The organism is Saccharopolyspora kobensis (assembly GCF_900108315.1).
Lineage (GTDB): Bacteria > Actinomycetota > Actinomycetes > Mycobacteriales > Pseudonocardiaceae > Saccharopolyspora > Saccharopolyspora kobensis.
In genome coordinates, this window is sequence record NZ_FNVB01000002.1 from 577750 (window position 1) to 594464 (window position 16715).

At 70.4% G+C, this 16715-nt stretch carries 16 protein-coding genes; 10 read left to right on the plus strand and 6 right to left on the minus strand.

What is annotated here, in order from left to right; translation table 11 throughout:
- Positions 1 to 43 precede the first annotated feature (43 nt).
- The 3 genes from C4T78_RS02575 (at position 44) to C4T78_RS02585 (ending at position 2607) form a co-directional block, all read left to right on the plus strand.
- Positions 44 to 997, plus strand: a complete 954-nt coding sequence (locus C4T78_RS02575; protein WP_093347669.1) for an ATP-binding cassette domain-containing protein — start codon at positions 44 to 46, stop codon at positions 995 to 997.
- Between the two features lie 50 nt (positions 998 to 1047).
- Positions 1048 to 1878, plus strand: coding sequence for an ABC transporter permease (locus C4T78_RS02580; protein ID WP_093347668.1), 831 nt, complete (start codon positions 1048 to 1050; stop codon positions 1876 to 1878).
- 69 nt (positions 1879 to 1947) lie between these two features.
- On the plus strand, positions 1948 to 2607 hold the full coding sequence (locus C4T78_RS02585; RefSeq protein ID WP_093347667.1) for a GntR family transcriptional regulator: 660 nt from the start codon (positions 1948 to 1950) through the stop codon (positions 2605 to 2607).
- A 23-nt stretch (positions 2608 to 2630) separates the two neighbouring features.
- On the opposite strand, the gene C4T78_RS02590 is transcribed toward C4T78_RS02585, so the two are convergent.
- Complete coding sequence (locus C4T78_RS02590) at positions 2631 to 4232, minus strand: hypothetical protein (protein WP_143185748.1); 1602 nt, start codon at positions 4230 to 4232, stop codon at positions 2631 to 2633.
- A gap of 513 nt (positions 4233 to 4745) precedes the next feature.
- Here C4T78_RS02590 and C4T78_RS02595 point away from each other — a divergent pair.
- Both C4T78_RS02595 and C4T78_RS02600 read left to right on the plus strand, forming a co-directional pair.
- Positions 4746 to 6191: an MFS transporter gene (locus C4T78_RS02595; RefSeq protein WP_093347664.1), complete on the plus strand. Its 1446-nt coding sequence runs from the start codon at positions 4746 to 4748 to the stop codon at positions 6189 to 6191.
- Between the two features lie 10 nt (positions 6192 to 6201).
- On the plus strand, positions 6202 to 6789 hold the full coding sequence (locus tag C4T78_RS02600) for a TetR/AcrR family transcriptional regulator (RefSeq protein ID WP_093146284.1): 588 nt from the start codon (positions 6202 to 6204) through the stop codon (positions 6787 to 6789).
- Between the two features lie 123 nt (positions 6790 to 6912).
- Here the strand turns inward: C4T78_RS02600 and C4T78_RS02605 are convergent, their stop codons facing one another.
- From C4T78_RS02605 to C4T78_RS02615, 3 genes are all read right to left on the minus strand, one after another.
- Positions 6913 to 7512 (minus strand): HAD family hydrolase, encoded by a 600-nt coding sequence (locus tag C4T78_RS02605; protein ID WP_235863077.1) that lies wholly within the window; start codon positions 7510 to 7512, stop codon positions 6913 to 6915.
- 156 nt (positions 7513 to 7668) lie between these two features.
- Entirely contained in the window at positions 7669 to 8421 is a 753-nt protein-coding gene (locus tag C4T78_RS02610; RefSeq protein ID WP_093347662.1) for an amino acid ABC transporter ATP-binding protein, read from the minus strand.
- Entirely contained in the window at positions 8421 to 9341 is a 921-nt protein-coding gene (locus C4T78_RS02615; protein WP_093347661.1) for an amino acid ABC transporter permease, read from the minus strand. Before C4T78_RS02615 ends, C4T78_RS02610 begins: the two co-directional genes overlap by 1 nt.
- A gap of 444 nt (positions 9342 to 9785) precedes the next feature.
- Here C4T78_RS02615 and C4T78_RS02620 point away from each other — a divergent pair, with 444 nt between their 5' ends.
- Positions 9786 to 10679: an ABC transporter substrate-binding protein gene (locus tag C4T78_RS02620; protein WP_235863076.1), complete on the plus strand. Its 894-nt coding sequence runs from the start codon at positions 9786 to 9788 to the stop codon at positions 10677 to 10679.
- A gap of 91 nt (positions 10680 to 10770) precedes the next feature.
- Here the strand turns inward: C4T78_RS02620 and ssuE are convergent, their stop codons facing one another.
- Positions 10771 to 11331, minus strand: a complete 561-nt coding sequence (gene ssuE, locus C4T78_RS02625) for an NADPH-dependent FMN reductase (RefSeq protein ID WP_093347658.1) — start codon at positions 11329 to 11331, stop codon at positions 10771 to 10773.
- 554 nt (positions 11332 to 11885) lie between these two features.
- On the opposite strand from ssuE, the gene C4T78_RS02630 reads away from it, so the two are divergent.
- The 4 genes from C4T78_RS02630 (at position 11886) to C4T78_RS02645 (ending at position 16207) form a co-directional block, all read left to right on the plus strand.
- A complete protein-coding gene (locus tag C4T78_RS02630) occupies positions 11886 to 13100 on the plus strand; it encodes an aminotransferase family protein (RefSeq protein ID WP_093348568.1) in 1215 nt (404 codons plus the stop codon).
- A 497-nt stretch (positions 13101 to 13597) separates the two neighbouring features.
- Entirely contained in the window at positions 13598 to 14110 is a 513-nt protein-coding gene (locus C4T78_RS02635) for a histidine kinase (RefSeq protein ID WP_093147355.1), read from the plus strand.
- 40 nt (positions 14111 to 14150) lie between these two features.
- The gene (locus C4T78_RS02640) at positions 14151 to 15983 is read left to right on the plus strand and encodes a transketolase (protein ID WP_093348565.1); all 1833 of its coding nucleotides are present in this window, start codon (positions 14151 to 14153) and stop codon (positions 15981 to 15983) included.
- Between the two features lie 29 nt (positions 15984 to 16012).
- Positions 16013 to 16207: a DUF2795 domain-containing protein gene (locus tag C4T78_RS02645; protein ID WP_093347657.1), complete on the plus strand. Its 195-nt coding sequence runs from the start codon at positions 16013 to 16015 to the stop codon at positions 16205 to 16207.
- 22 nt (positions 16208 to 16229) lie between these two features.
- Here C4T78_RS02645 and C4T78_RS02650 read toward each other — a convergent pair whose 3' ends face one another.
- Positions 16230 to 16508, minus strand: a complete 279-nt coding sequence (locus C4T78_RS02650) for a DUF3040 domain-containing protein (protein WP_177247418.1) — start codon at positions 16506 to 16508, stop codon at positions 16230 to 16232.
- Positions 16509 to 16715 lie beyond the last annotated feature (207 nt).

The window sequence follows — 16715 nt, forward strand, 5'->3', positions numbered from 1 at the left end:
CATGCCCGCATTCGGCGGGCGATCGATCAACTAGGAGCAGTCGATGATCCGAGCCCGCGGTCTGACCCGCAGGTTCACCGTCAAGCGCAAACCCGTCGAGGCCGTTCGCGGCCTGGACCTCGACATCGAGCCCGGCCAGCTCGTCGCCCTCCTCGGCCCCAACGGCGCCGGGAAGTCGACCAGCCTGCGCATGCTCACCACGCTGTTGCCGCCCACCTCCGGCACCGCCACCGTCGCCGGGCACGACATCCGCACCGACCCCGCGGCCGTCCGCGCGCGCATCGGGTACGTGGGGCAGAAGAACAGCGCCGGCGAGAACTACCGGGCCCGCGACGAGCTGATCACCCAGGGCCGCAGCTACGGCCTGTCCGGCCGCGACGCCCGCCGCCGCGCCGAGGAGGTGCTGGATCTGCTCGACCTGACCGCGCTCGCCGACCGCAAGCCCGGCAGCCTCTCCGGCGGCCAGCGCCGCCGCCTGGACATCGCGATGGGCCTGGTGAACGAGCCCGAGCTGCTGTTCCTGGACGAGCCGTCCACCGGTCTGGACCCGCACAGCCGCGCCAACATCTGGGAGCACGTGCTGCGGCTGCGCGCGGAGCACCGGGCCACCCTGCTGTTCACCACGCACTACCTCGACGAGGCCGACAACATGGCCGAGCGGGTGGTGGTGGTCGACCACGGCCGGGTCATCGCCGACGGCACTCCCGGCCGGCTCAAGGCCGATCTGGCCGGGGACCGCATCACCATCACCGTGGCGCAACCGGACGTGGCAGCCGCCGCCGGGATCGCCGAGCGCATGGCCGACGCCGACGCGGTGAGCGTCGAGGACCGCGCGATCCAGGTCCGGGTGCCGCGCGCCGACGCAGCACTGCCGGAGTACCTGCGCGCCCTGGAGGACAACGGGATCAAGGCGGTCGCGGCCGAAACCGCCCGCCCGACCCTGGACGACGTGTTCCTCGCGCTCACCGGCCGCAGCCTGCGCGAAACCGAAGCATGACATCCCTCATGCCAACCGGACTCCCGCTCAACCGCCCCTGAAGGACCGAGATGCGACCCAGCCGCAAGAAACCGCCAGAAGCAAGAACGACACCGAACGCGACCACCACTGAAAATCCCGGAGAGGCGGGGCTGCGCTTCTTCCGCGACACCGGGACGGTCTTCCGGCGCGAGATCACGCCGAGCCTGCGGGAGCCGACGGCGATCGTGTTCAGCATGGCGCAGCCGCTGCTGTTCCTGTTCCTGTTCGGCCCGCTGCTGGCGGGCACCTCCGGGTTCCCGACCTCGCCGTGGCAGTGGTTCGTGCCCGGCATCCTGGTGATGATGTGCCTGTTCGGGCCGATGATGGCCGGCTACAACCTGCTGGTCGAGCTCGGCAGCGGCTCGCTGGAGCGGATGCTGGTCACCCCGCTGAACCGCTCGGCGATGCTCGTCGGCCGCACCCTCAAGGACTTCGCCCTGCTGCTGGTGCAGGCCGTGCTGCTCATCGCGCTGTCGATGCCGCTCGGCTTCCAGCTGCACCCGGCGGGCGTGCTGGCCGGGCTGGCGCTGCTGCTGGTGTTCGGCGTCGGGCTGGGCTCGCTGTCCTACGTGCTGGCCATCGCCGCGCACCCGGGCGGTGAGCTGTTCTACGCGGTCACCCAGCTCGTCCTGTTCCCGCTGATGCTGCTCTCCGGCGTGCTCCTGCCGATGGACTTCGGCCCGGCGTGGCTGCAGGTGGCGGCCCGGATCAACCCGGTCTCGCACATCGCCGACGCCGAGCGAGCGCTGTTCGCCGGCCGGCTCCTGGACCCCTCGGTCCTGTCCGGTGGCATCGCCGCGGTGGCGATCGCGGCGCTCGGCCTGCTCCTGGGCATCCGGGCCATGAAGCGCGGCCTCTGATCGCGAACGCTGCCGCACCGCCCGGTCCCTGGCCTAGGGTGGTGCGGCAGCCAGCGACGAGGAGGAGCCGTGTCGGTCACCGGAGAACATGTCGCGGAACCGCGCACCCCGCTGCGCGAGCGGGTGCGGCAGGAGCTGCAGGCCCGCATCGCCGACGGTCGGCTGCTGCCCGGTGACCGGATCTTCGAGCAGGATCTCGCCGTCGAGCTGGGCATCTCCCGCGTTCCGGTGCGCGAGGCGATCCGGATGCTGCAGAGCGAAGGGTTCGTCGACGTTCCTCCTGGTCGGCGCGGGGTGTTCGTCCGAGGGCTGGACCGCCAGCAGGCCAAGGAGCTGTTCGAGGTGCGCGAGGCGCTGGAGGTCTACGCCGCCCGCCTGGCCGCCGAGCGCGCCGAGCCCGGCGACGTCGTGCTGCTGGCCGAGCTCGCCGAGCGGGGCCGCAAGGCCCACGAGGCCGGTGCGATCGACGAGATGTCCGACGCCAACGGCGCCTTCCACGACAAGCTCGTGGAGCTGTCGGGCAACGAGCTGCTGGCCTCGATGCTGGAGCCGCTGCACGGCAGGCTCGCCTGGCTCTTCCGGATGAACCTCGAACCCGAGCGGGTCTGCCGCGAGCACGAGGCGATCCAGGCCGCGATCACCGCGGGCGATGCCGACCGGGCGGCCGAGGTCGCCAAGCAGCACGTCCTCTCCAGTCGCCGGATGGTCCTGGAGCGCATGCTCACCTGAGCCCGGATCGGGTCGGGCGCCACTCAGGACTTGGTGTTCTGAACCAGGTAGTGCGGTCCGATCAGGCCGATGTGCACCTTTCCCGTCCGGCCACCGGTGTCGTCGTGGAAGTACACGCGCGGCGCGAGGTTCCCACCGCCTTCACTGATCTTCAAGTGAGCGAACATGACGATCCGACCGCTCTGATCGACTTCCCTCGCGACCTCGAACTCGCGTTGTCTCCGCAGTCTCGGGTTCTTTTCCACCGTCGAGGACTCCTTCATCGCTAGCGTCTTGGTCGACGCCTGCCACGCGAACGGCTCGCCGCGCTGGCACCACGTCCAGAAGTCGCCCTCGAACCCCGCTCGACTCGCCTTCGCGTACGCGGCGAGAGCGCGCAATCCGCGCCACGTCGCATGCCCCCAAGCCGATGCTTTCGTCGCGGTGTCGATGTCGTCGAGTTCGCGCGGCGCGGATTCAGGGATCTCCAGATCGTCTGACAGACGCATTCGGGCGACCTCGATCGCATCCGTCGTGCAGGTGATGGCCTCCAACAGGTCCACCGGCTCGGTCGAGTCCTGCGGTGCGGCCCAGTACAGCTCCGCCCTTCCCCGCATCTCGAGTTCGCGGCGCAACCAGCTGAGCCGAGCTTCCAGGCCGTCGACCTTCGCCAGCTGCCGATCGAGGTGGTCAGCGGTCCGGGCGAGTTCCTGCTCCACTTCGTTGCGCTCGGCGTATTCGAGTTCGAGCTTCTGCATCCACTCATCCTCGATGCGCTCCAGCTCGGCAGCGGTCACCACTTCGTCCTGACTCTTGAAGACCCTGAAGACGCCCGGGACGTGACGCCGGGTGGACAGCTGCGTCACGCCGTAGACGATGCGATCGATCGCGCGACCTTCCGCCTCTAACAGCTGCTTGCCCGGTACGTATCGGTGTCGCCACCCGTCCCGCTCCGATTCCAGTGGGGCCGGGATGTAGGTCCGGATCCCGCCACCCCACACCGCGAGGCCGCCCAGCTGCTTCTTGAACTCCGTGACAGCCGCGCCGTCCAGCGTGACGACGGTGGCAACACCGCCAGCACGTGTGGCGACACGCTCTGCCCACCGCTGCCACCGGTCGGAGTTGTGCGCCTCGGTCACGACGATGACCGGAAGCTGCCGTTCCGGGTTGCGCAGCTGCTCCACAAGCACGTGGACAGCGTTCGCATCGATCGGTGCAACGTCGGTGAACACCCCGCTCCCGCCCAACCGATGCCGTCCGGGGAGGCTGAGCAGTGCATCGACGACGCGCGGTCGGCCCACCGCGACCCGCGCCGTGATGTCGTCGGTCTCCATCCCGTTCTCCACCCACGTGTGCACCTCGCCCCCGGTCGCCACGACGCGGATCTCCGTCCGCCAGGTGGCGGAGCTCTGAGCGCCCTGCTCAGGCGAGTCGACGGCGGTGAACTCGAAGCCGAAGTGGTCGTCCGCAGACAGCGTGCGCACCGTGATCCGGCGGTTGTGCACGACGGTCTCGCCGTCCGGCAGATCCGATGCTTCGTCACTGTTCAACGCCCAGCACGACACACAGCTCCGGGCTAGGCCGACCACTCCCTCGCGGTCCGCCTCGTGCGAATCCGACCAGATAGCGCGGTAGAGGGTGCTCATCAGGATCTCCCGGACGGCTGGGCGGGCGACGGACACAGGTCCAGCGCGGACGGTGTTGAGCGCGGACTTGCGAACATGATCGTCGCAGACCCGCTTTCCGCGCCAGCACCTCGACCGATCCCGCCGCGAACCCGCGGAAGAGACGCGTCAGGCGCGGCAATGCTCCATCGCCGACTCCTGACCTGTCTACCGCCGGGAACAGCAGGATCGCCCCGACACGTGCCACTGCACCAGCGCCACACACCATAGTCCACAATGGACGGGTAATCGGGCGAAACGCCTTTCGCTGGGCGGGATCACACCTGAAGGACCTTGCCAGCCGAGGTGAACACAGGTTTACTTGCTTGGTGAACGCAAGTTCACCCCGAGGAGCGCGGGTGAGCGACCCCTGCGCTGACCCCGGCCCTGCTCAAGCGCGCCTCGAGGGAACGTGACGCGACCCGGACACGAGAAACGCAAGATCACCCCTGCACGCAATCACCACTGCGAATCGCGGAGAGGCGGGACAACCTGATGAGCAGCGCCACGGTCGCATCCCAGCGGCGGTCGAAGGCCGTCATCGGTGTGCTCGCCTCCTGCGGGATCGCGGTCTCGCTGATGCAGACGCTGGTCGTGCCGCTGCTGCCGGAGTTCCCGCGGTTCCTCAACACCACTCCGGCCAACGCCGCCTGGCTGATCACCGCGACCCTGGTGGCGGGCGCGGTGTGCGCCCCGGTGCTCGGCCGCCTCGGCGACATGTACGGCAAACGGCGGATGCTGCTGGTCTCGCTGGCCGCCATGGCCATGGGCAGCGCCATCGGCGCGGTCAGCAACGACTTCGGGGCCGTGCTGGTCGGGCGGGTGCTGCAGGGTGCTGCCATCGGCGTGGTCCCGCTGGGCATCAGCATCATGCGCGACGAGCTGCCGGAGGAGCGGATCACCTCCGGGGTGGCGCTGATGAGCGCCACGCTCGGCATCGGCGGTGCCGTCGGGCTGCCGGTGACGGGGCTGGTCGCCGAGCACTTCAACTGGCACTGGCTGTTCGCCGGCGCGGCCGTCTTCAGCCTGGTCGAGTTCGCGCTGGTGCGGCTGGTGGTCCCGGAGTCCCCGCTGCGCAGCGGCGGTCGGTTCGACCTGGTCGGCGCGCTGGGGCTCTCGGCGGCGCTGACCTGCCTGCTGCTGGCCATCTCCAAGGGCAACGACTGGGGCTGGACCAGCCCGGCGGTGCTCGGCCTGCTCCTGGCCGCCGCCGCGCTGTTCGCGGTGTGGGGCGGCTACGAGCTGCGCACCTCCTCCCCGCTGGTGGACCTGCGGGTCTCGGCCCGGCCCGCCGTGCTGCTGACCAACATCGCGTCGGTGCTGATCGGGCTGGCGATGTTCGCCGGGTTCATGGTCGGGGCGCAGATCCTGCAGGCACCGGTGGGCACCGGCTACGGCTTCGGGATGTCGCTGGTGGTCACCGGGCTGGTGCTGCTGCCGATCGGCGGCGCCATGGGCGTGTTCTCCCCGCTGTCGGCCCGCATCTCCCGGCGGCACGGACCGCGCACCACGCTGATCATCGGCGGATCGGTGCTGACCGCGGGCAACCTCGCCGGCTCCTTCCTGCACGACCCGCTCCCGCTGGTGGTGCTGAACCTGACGGTGGTGGCGATCGGCGGTGCACTGGCCTACGGGGCGCTGCCGACGCTGATCATGCGGGCCGTGCCGCCCGCCGAGACCGCCGCCGCGAACAGCCTGAACACGCTGGCCCGCTCGATCGGCACCTCCAGCTGCAGCGCCATCGTGGTGGCGCTGACGACCGGGTCGGTGGTGCAGATCTCCGGCGTCGAGTACCCGTCGGTGACGGCGTACTCCTGGGTCTTCCTGGTCGCCGGTTCGGCGGCGCTGGTGGCCGCGCTGATCGCCGCCGCCACACCCGCCGCACGTCGGTACGCGCCCGTTACCGCGCAGGTGGCGACCTCCGGCAGGGGATCGCGCTAGCCTGAACGGCATGCCCAGCACGGCACCCGCCACGGCGGTCGGCGAAGACCAGCGGCGCGACGCGTGCGCGACCCGCGAGGCGATCCTGAAGATGGCCCGGCGCCGCTTCTCCTCCTGCGGTTACGCCGACGTGACGCTGCGCGACATCGCGGCCGACGCCGAGGTGAGCGCCGCGCTGGTGGTGAAGTACTTCGGCAGCAAGGAGAACCTGTTCGCCGAGGCCTCGGGCTTCGAGCAGGACGCCGAGCGCCTGCTGGACTGCGAGCTCCCCCGCCTCGGCGAGCACCTCGTCCGCACCCTGCTGGACTACCACGACCGCACCCAGGGCGACCCGCTGGTGCGCGCGGTGTTCACCTCCTCGCGCCCGGCGGGTGCCCAGTTCCGCGCGAACTTCGAACACCAGCTGGTGACCCGGCTGGCCGAGCGGCTCCCCGGTCCCGACGCCCTCCTCCGCGCGGAGCTGGTGTGCAGCCACCTGATGGGCCTGGGCGCCTCCCGCCTGGTGCTCCGCACGAAGGCGATCAGCGCGGAACCGAAGGAGAACCTGGTCGCGATCACGGCCCCGCTCATCCAGCGCTGGCTCGACAGCCCGCTGTGAGCGCGTCGGCTCCGTTTCCGCTCTTCAGGCACCATGAGTACTTTGCGGGGTTATAGCACCCCAAAACACTCACGGGTCGCCACCGGCGGAAACGGGGGCTCGAAAGGGCTGCTTCGCGCGAAATCACCGCCCCTGGGCGAGGACGGCCCGGAGCCCGGCCGGATCGCGGTAGTGCACACCGGTCATGCCGAGAACCCGGGCGGCTTCGACGTTGGCCAGCGTGTCGTCGATGAACAGGCAGCGGTCGAGCTCGACTCCGGCTTGCCGGGCCGCGAAGCGGTAGATACCCGGGTCGGGTTTGGCGACTCCGACGCTGGAGCTGTTCACCACGGCCTCGAACAGGTCCAGCACGCCCAACGCCGCGAGGTCGGAGCCCAGCCTGCTCGTCGCGTTGGACACCAGGACCACCGGAACGTGCAGATCAGCAAGGATTCCGGCCACCTCGTCGACGACCGCGCCGACCGGCTCCGACCAGTGTGCGACGACCTCCCGCGCGGTGGCCGCACCGCAGTGCTCGGCGAGATCCGAGGCAACCGCCGCGCGCCACTGCTCATCGGTCTGCACACCGGTGATCGCAGGAACCAGCCGTTCCGGCGCGAAAGCAGCACCGGCCAGCGTTCCCGGCGGCAATGCGCCGATCCCCTCTGCCTCCCGCATGATCGCCGGATCCCACCACCGCAGCACGCCGTCCAGATCGCACAGAACCGCATCGAACGCTCCCACGCCGACCAGTCTCACACGAGCGCCGTCCGAAGCTCCGATGTCCGCGCGGAATCGTGCCAGGGGTTCCGTTTCCGCTGTTCAGCTCCCGTGAGTGTTTGGGGGGGTATAGCACCACAAAGTACTCACGGGCCCTTACCAGCGGAAACGGAGCCTCGTTCAGTGCGTGCGGTGCAGGAACTCCCTGGTTCGCGGTTCGGCCGGGCGGTCCAGGACCTGGCTCGGCGGACCCGATTCCACCACCTCGCCCCGGTCGAGGAACACCACTTCGTCGGCCGCTTCGCGGGCGAAGCCGATCTCGTGCGTCACCACGACCATCGTGTGGCCCGCTTCGGCCAGGTCCCGCAGCACCGCCAGCACCTCTCCCACCAGCTCCGGGTCCAGCGCGCTGGTCGGTTCGTCGAACAGCAGCAGCTTCGGTTCCATCGCCAGTGCGCGGGCGATGGCGATCCGCTGCTGCTGGCCGCCGGAGAGCTGGCGGGGATAGGCGTTCTCGCGGTCGGCCAGGCCCACGCGGCGCAGCTTCTCCCGAGCCCGCGCCACCGCGTCCTTCTTGGCCAGGCCGAGCACGCCGACCGGTGCTTCCACCAGGTTCTGCAGCACCGTCAGGTGGCCGAAGAGGTTGAACTGCTGGAAGACCATGCCGATCCGGGCGCGCTGCCGGGCGATCGCCCGATCGCCGAGCTCGTGCAGCCTGCCACCGGCCTCCCGGTAGCCGATCAGCTCCCCGTCCACCTCGATCCGCCCGGCGTCGACCTTCTCCAGGTGGTTGACGCAGCGCAGCAGCGTGCTCTTCCCGGAACCGGACGGCCCGATCACGCAGGTCACCCCGCCCCGGCGCACCGAGAGGTCGACCCCGCGCAACACCTGCGCCTGCCCGAAGCTCTTGTGCAGCCCGGTGATCTCCAGCATCAGCGGTTCCCCTTCAACGCGGCCCGGAGGCGTTGCAGCGGTGTCGGCGGCAGCTCGCGCTCGGCGCCCCGCGCGTAGTGGCGTTCGACGTAGTACTGGCCCGCGGTGAGGATCGAGGTCACCACCAGGTACCAGACCGTCGCCACCAGCAGCAGCGGGATCACCTCGTAGGTGCGGTTGTAGATCAGCTGCACCGAGTACAGCAGGTCGTGCACCGCGATGACGCTGACGATGGAGGTGCCCTTGAGCGTTCCGATGAGCATGTTGCCCGCGGGCGGCACGATCGCCCGCATCGCTTGCGGCAGCACGATCCGCCGCAGCACCCGCAGCCGGGACATCCCCAGCGACTGCGCGGCTTCGGTCTGCCCGGCGTCGACGGACAGGATCCCGGCGCGCACCACCTCACCGGCGTAGGCGGCCTCGTGCAGCACCAGGCCGATGACCGCGGTCGCGGTGCCGCCGATGAGGTCGACGGTGTCCAGCGCGAACCACGGGCCGATGCTCACCGTCGGGTACAGCGCGCCGATGTTGAACCAGAACAGCAGCTGCACCAGCAGCGGGATGGAGCGGAAGAGCCAGGTGTAGAGCCAGCTCGCGGCGCTGAGCACGGGATTGCCGGACAGCCGCATCACGGCCAGCGCGGTGCCCAGCGCGAAGCCGAGCACCATGGTCACCGCGGTCAGCCACAGCGTCAGCCACAGCCCGTTGAGCACCGCGGGCAGCGTGAAGTAGGCACCGACCACGGACCACTGGAAGTTCGGGTTGGTGGCGATGGACTGGAGCACCGCGCCGAGCGCCGCCAGCACCACGAGCGCGGCGACCCACCGGCCCGGGTGCCGGGCGGGCACCACCCGCGGTGGTTCGGCGGAATCGGCGGGCCGGACCTCCGGAACCGCCTGGAGATGCGAGGATCTGGTCATCAGGACTTCCTGTCGGAGCAGCGATCTCACTCGGGACGTGCAGCGCCGATCCGACACCAGCGGCTCGTGAGCGGAAGCGCCGTTCACGAGCGGGTCGGCCGGAATCGCGCTGAACGATCGGGAAAAGCGCCGCGGAGGAGCCACTCACCACCGGCCGCCACGCTAGCCGCCGGAACCGGAACGTCAAGGCCGTCCCACAGGATGATCGACGTTGACACCCCGCGCGCACCGGGCGATTCTCGGCGCGTGACCAGGCAACTGCGTTTGGTGAAGCGCAACCACATCGACCTCGCCCTGGTGTGGTCGGCCGCTTGTCGCGGCTGACGCTGCCCGCTTCGCGCCGCCGGCCGCTCAGCCGGTTCTCTCGCTCCGCACGGGTGCCACCACTCCACCACCACACCCGTTCGCCGTTCCCGGAAGGGCTCACACCGAATGCTCACGCGCGTGAGAACAGCCGTCACCGCAGTCATCGCCGCCGGCCTGCTCGCCGGTTGCGCTCCCCCTCCCGACCAGAACTCCGGCCTGGACGTCGGCGCCGACGTCGTGTCACCCGTCGCGAAGGACGAGGCCGTCGCCGCGCTGCTGCCGCCGGAGGTGCGGGAGGCCGGTGTGCTGAGGTTCGGCAGCTCCATCGGCAGTCCGCCGTCGCCGTTCCACCTGCCGGACAACCGCACCGCCGTCGGGCTGGACATCGACATCACCGATGCGGTGGCCCGCGTGCTCGGGGTGCGCGTCGAACGGCAGGAGGCCGCGTTCGAGGCGATCCTGCCCGCGCTGGGCAGCGGCAAGTTCCAGGTCGGCACCGGCAACTTCGGCGTCACCGAGGAGCGCCGCAAGACCATCGACTTCGTGACCTACATCGACGACGGCCAGGGCTTCGCGGTCCGCCAGGACAGCGACCTCGCGCCGGTGACCGACATCGCGCAGCTGTGCGGGCGGATCGTCGGCACCGGCGCGGGCACCACTTTCGAGTCGACCCTCAACGCCCAGGTGCACCGCTGCGCGGAGGCCGGGCTGCCGCCGTACCAGGTGCAGGTGTTCTCCGAGCAGAGCGCCTCCTACTCGGCGCTGCGGCAGGGCAAGGTCGACGTGCTGATGAGCACCATCAACGGCCTGCGCCACGCCACCTCGCAGCAGTCGAACCTCCGCTTCCTCAACGACTTCCGCCGGCTGGACGTCGGCTTCGCGCTGGCGAAGGGCTCGCCGCTGGCACCGGCCCTGCAGGCGGCGGTGAACAAGCTGATCGCCGACGGCACCTACCAGCGCATCCTGCGCAAGTGGGGCGTCGAGCCCTCGGCGATCGAGACCTCCCGGATCAGCCCGCCGGAACTTCGCTGAGCAGCGAAGCGGGTGCTGGTCCCGGCCGGGACCAGCACCCGCTTCGTCTTGGAACCTCCTGCCGCGCAAGGCGGAATGCTTCAGGACGGTCTCACGCAGAGCGGCCGAGCACGGTGGTGTGCGGGATGCCGTCCAGCGCCTTGTCGAACTGCTCGATGACGTCGGCCAGCGGGCCGCCGCTGTCCGGGTGCACGCTGATCCCGCCGTCGACCACCGTGACGTGCTTGTCGAGCAGGAAGAAGCTCTGCACCGCGTGCCGGGCGCCGAGCGAGTGCACCACCGGGCGAAGCGCGTAGTCGATGGCCAGGACGTGGGCGATCGTGCCACCGGTGGCCAGCGGCAGCACCGCCTTGCCCGCGAAGCCGAACTGCGGCAGCAGGTCCAGGAACGACTTGAGCAGGCCGGAGTAGCTCGCCTTGTAGGTCGGGGTGGCCAGCACGACGCCGTCGGCCGCGGCGACCGCCGCGACGGCCTCGGCGATGGCCGGGGCGCTGGTGTCGGCACCGAGCAGGGCGTCCGCCGGAAGGGTCCGGACGCGGAGGTGGTCGACGTCGCGGCCGGCCGCCGACAGGCGCTGGGCGATGTGCTCGCCGATCCGCTCGGTCTTCGAAGTGCGCGACGGACTGCCGGAAATTACCAGAACGCTGGACACACGTGCTCCCTGGGTTCGAAGTCATCCACTGTGGACTGATTCGCGTCTTCCGCTCAGCAGCTGCGCGGAACACCGGGTCGACACGCCTGGGCGCAGACCCGCCGGAAGTCGACGTGCCGCCGCCTCGTGAGCACCGGGAACATCACGGCCCAATCGTCGGCGGCGCGCCGAGGAGTGTCAACGCTTCCCAGCACCCGGGAGCAGCCCGCTGGAAGACCACAGTGGACTGAACACGGAGCGTGATCAACCGTGTCGATCTGGCCAATCCGCGACCCGAACTTCGGCGTTTTGGCACTGGCACGGCGACCGAACAGCGGTAAGAGTAGGAGGGCGACACCGATGGAGGACACGAGCGCCCCGCACCAACTCCAGCCCCACCCAACCGCACCCCAGGGGAACGTGACGCAACCCGGCCACAAGAAACCGCAAGAACGCAAGATCAACGACGCACGCGACCACCACTGCGAATCGCGGAGAGGCGGAGCAGTGAATCGCGGAGAGGCGGAACAGTGACAGCACCGCGCAGCACCGCGCTGTGGCACCCGTTCGCGGACATGTTCGAGGTCAAGTCCAGCCAGTTCTGCGTCAGCGCAGCCGAGGGCGTGTGGATCTACGACCAGGACGGACGCCGCTACCTCGATGGCACCGCGAGCCTGTGGTACGCCAACGCGGGGCACGGCCGCACCGAGATCGTCGAGGCCGCGGCCGCGCAGATGCGCACGCTGGAGTCCTACTTCGTGTTCAACGACTTCACCAACCCGCCCGCCGAGGAGCTGGCCGACCGGCTCGCCCAGCTCGCGCCGGTGGACAACGCGAAGATCTTCCTCACCACCGGCGGCGGCGAGGCGATCGACACGGCGGCCAAGCTGGCCCGGCAGTACTGGGCGCAGCGCGGGCAGCCGCAGCGCACGCACATCATCAGCCGCGGCAACGCCTACCACGGCACCAACGGCATGGGCACCAGCATCGGCGGCATCGAGGCCAACCGGAGCGGGTTCGGCGACCTCGTCCCGGCCACCACGCGCGTGGCGCACGACGACGCGGAGGCCCTCCGCGAGGCCGTCGAGCGGCTCGGGGCCGACCGGGTCGCGGCGTTCTTCGCCGAGCCGGTGATGGGCGCCGGCGGCCTCCACCCGCCGCAGCCGGGCTACCTGGAGGCGGTGGCCAAGCTCTGCGCCGAGCACGACATCCTGTTCGTGGCCGACTCGGTGATCTGCGGGTTCGGCCGGGTCGGCAGCTGGTTCGGCGTCGAGCGGTGGGGCCTGAAACCCGACATGATCACCTTCGCCAAGGGCGTGACCAGCGGTTACCTCCCGCTGGGCGGTGTGGTGGTGGCCGAGCGGGTGGCCGAGCCCTTCTGGGACCGGCCCGGCCGCGTGTTCCGGCACGGTGCGACCTACTCCGGACACCCCACGGTCGCCGCAGCTGCGCTGGCGAACCTCGACATCCTGGAGCGGGAGAAGCTGCTGCAGCGGGCCGATGAGCTGGAGCGCCCGCTGCACCAGGCGCTGCTGCCGCTCGCCGACCACCCCGCCGTCGGCGAGGTCCGCGGCGGGGTCGGCCTGCTGGGAGCGGTCGAGCTCGCACCGGAGGTGCTGGCCGCCGACCCCGGCGCCGTCGGCCGCGTGCAGAAGGCCGTCCGCGACCTCGGCGTCATCGTGCGCCCGCTGGGCAAGGCGCTGGCCGTGTCGCCGCCGCTGACCATCGCCGAGGCCGAGATCGAATTGCTCGGCAAGGCCCTCAAGGAAGGGCTCGACACTATCGGGTGACCTCGTCGGGGTGAATGCGAAGTGGTCGCATTCACCCCGAGCTGGGCTTATTGGACTCCGCCCATTCAGCGGCTGGACATCGGCCGCTCATCCGGCTGGAATATTCCCGTTGTGGAAACGATACGTTCCGGTCTGTACCAGACCGGATCCGTCACGTACGTTTCTGTTCAGGACCGTTGTCGCAGCCGTCGGCGGACCAGCCCGGCGTCGCTGCTCGCGGTGCCGAAAAGAGCTGCGCCACAACGAAATCCGCCACAATATCGTCCACAGCAGACCATCGAGGAAGTCGACATGCACCGAGTCACGTGAGGCCCGGACCGCGGCGCCCGGACCGGGGGCTCGCGGTGCATGCCTCGGAGAAATCGGCATTCCGGAACCAGCCCGGCGAGCAGCGAGCAAAACCACCGCCCCTGTGCACGCGCCGCCCGAACGAGTTGGCAAAATACGGCTTCCGGGTGACAAGCGCGCAGCGGACGCGGATGGAGGACGACAGCCAGGTGAACACCCAAACCGCACAAGTCGACGACCTGCGACTCATCGCACTGCCCAGCGCGGTCAACTGCGCCGAGATGTTCGTCCGCTTCACCCTCGCCGAGTGGTCCCTGCGCGACCTGGTCGACGAGACCACGCAGCTCACCACCGCCCTGGTCACCGCGGCGGTGGACAACGCCAACCAGGACTCCGCGGGCTTCCTCACCATCCGGCTGCGGCTCAGCGGGGACAAGCTGGTCGCCGAGGTAGAGGACGAGCAGGCCACCCTCCCGCCGGCGCTGGCGCCCGGCTTCGCCGGTGGTCGCTGCGGCTCGACCGCCCTGCGCGGCGGCGGCAGCCTCGTGTGGTGCGAGGTGCCGCTACCGGGTGGGGTCTCGGCGGACGCGGTTCCGCTCCCCCGCCGCTCCCGCACCAAGCGCCACCCGATGGCCGAGCACGCGGCCGAGGAAACGGCCGAGATCGATCCCGAGGTCGTCAAGCGGCTCCTCTCGGGCCTGAGCAACTCGGACCTCCGGTAGGCGGCGTTTCGGGAGCTGCGCTGGTGGGCATCTGGTGGGCATGGACCACCTGACCTTCCGCTACGAGCTGGCGCAGCAACTGCGGGTGGACTCCGTGCGGTGCAGCAGCGCCGCCGGGTCCGGGCATCCGACCTCCTCCATGTCGGCCGCCGACCTGCTCGCGGCGCTGCTGGACGGGCACCTGCGGCTGGACTTCGAGAACCCCGGCGATCCGCGCAACGATCACCTGATCTTCTCCAAGGGGCACGCCTCACCGCTGCTGTACTCCTGCCTGAAGGCGGTCGGTGCCATCGACGACGCCGAGCTGATGACCTTCCGCGAGTTCGGCAGCCGGGTGGAGGGCCACCCGACCCCGGTGCTGCCCTGGGTGGACGTGGCCACCGGCTCGCTCGGCCAGGGGCTGCCCATCGGGGCCGGTCTGGCGCTGGCCGGCAAGCGGCTGGACCGGCTGCCCTACCGGGTGTGGGTGCTCTGCGGCGACAGCGAGCTGGCCGAGGGCTCGGTCTGGGAGGCGCTGGAGCACGCTGGGTTCGAGCAGCTGGACAACCTGATCGCGCTGGTCGACGTCAACCGGCTGGGCCAGACCGGGCAGACCATGCACGGCTGGGACCTCGAGTCCTACGCCGCTCGCGCGCGGGCCGCCGGGTGGCGGGTGCTGGAGATCGACGGCCACGACCCGGAGCAGATCGAGACCGCGCTGAAGGACGCCGAGGACGGCGACGGCCGGCCGGTCGCGGTGCTGGCGGCGACCAAGAAGGGCCGGGGCGTCGCCGAGGTCGAGGACAAACCGGGCTTCCACGGCAAGGCGCTGGTGCACCCGGACGAGGCGATCGAGGAGCTCGGCGGCATCCGCGACCTGCGGGTGACCCCGGCCAAGCCCACCGCGCGGGCGCAGCCGCACGTCTTCGAGGTGCGCGGCGGCGGGCTGCCCGCCTTCGAACCGGGCACCGAGGTCGCGACCCGCAAGGCCTACGGCGAGGCGCTGCGCGCGCTCGGCGACCGCCGCGGCGACGTGGTGGCGCTGGACGGCGAGGTGTCGAACTCCACGTTCGCCGAGATGTTCCGCGAGGCGCACCCGGACCGCTACTTCGAGATGTACATCGCCGAGCAGCAGATGGTGGCCGCGGCGGTGGGCATGCAGGTGCGGGGGTGGCGCCCGTTCGCATCGACCTTCGCCGCCTTCCTCTCCCGCGCCTACGACTTCATCCGGATGGCCGCGGTGAGCCGGGCCGACATGTGCTTGATGGGTTCGCACGCCGGAGTCGCCATCGGCGAGGACGGGCCGTCCCAGATGGCCCTGGAGGACTTGGCCGCGTTGCGCGCGGTGCACGGCAGCACCGTGCTCTACCCGTGCGATGCGAACCAGACCGTGCAGCTGACCGCGGCGATGGCCGACCGGTCCGGGGTGAACTACCTGCGCACCAGCCGCGGCGCCACGCCGGTGATCTACGGGCCGGACGAGGAGTTCCCGGTCGGCGGCTCGCGGGTGGTGCGCGACGGCGACGACGTCACGCTGGTCGGCGCCGGGATCACCCTGCACGAGGCGTTGCACGCCGCGGAGATCCTCGCACCGGAGGGCATTCAGGCGCGGGTGATCGACCTGTACTCGATCAAGCCGGTGGACGCCGCGACGTTGCGCCGCGCGGCGGAGGAGACCGGCGGCCTGGTGACCGTCGAGGACCACTGGCCGGAGGGCGGGCTCGGCGAGACCGTGCTCAGCGCGCTGGCCGGTGTCGGAGCGCCGCCGGTGCGGGTGCTGGCGGTGCGGATCATGCCCGGTTCCGGAACCCCGGCGGAGCTGCTCGGTCAGGCGGGCATCGACGCCGCCTCCATCGCCGCGGAGGCCCGCGAGCTGCTCAAGACCCGCCGCTGAGCGGGGTTTCGGCGGGGAGGAGGCCGGTGATGTCATCGGTTCCCGAGCGCGGCGAGCTGCTCCAGGTGCTCTGCCACGTCCAGTTCCCGGCGACCAAGCAGGAGATCTACCGGCAGTGCGCGGAGCTGGGCGCTCCGGCTGCGCACCTGGCCCGGTTGAAGACCTTGCCCGAAGGCACCTACGTCGAGGCCGACACGGTGCTGCAGGCGCTGCCGCACCCGTGACCGGTTGGATCCACTTCGGACATCAGGTCGGGTCGGCGCGCCTGCTCCGCCACCAGAGCGCGCCCGCGCCCGCGACGGCGGCCGTGAACAGCGTGATCGCGCTCAGCACCAGTCCGCTCAGCATGCACAGCACCGCCAGCAGCATGATGAGCGCGAACACCAGGAACACCAGGAACCGGCGCACTCCGGTCCAGTCCCGGCGCCCGTCGAACCGCTCGAACTTCTCCGCCAGCCGAGGATCACCGGAGATCAGCGCCGACTCGATCTCGGCGAGCCGGTCCCGCTCGTGCCTGCTCAACATACGAGCTCCTAGCAACGTTCCCTTCGACCCCAAAGAGGTACCCGCCCCCCGTCCGGCTGATGCCCCGGAAGGGTGCATACAGATTGGCACGGCCGGGTTCACCGCCCCACGCCGCGACCGGGTGATTTTGCGTCACTCAGAGCGATCATCGGCGGCTGCGCTGCGTCACCGCACACGATCGGCCCGGCAGGCTCGCCGGGCCGATCG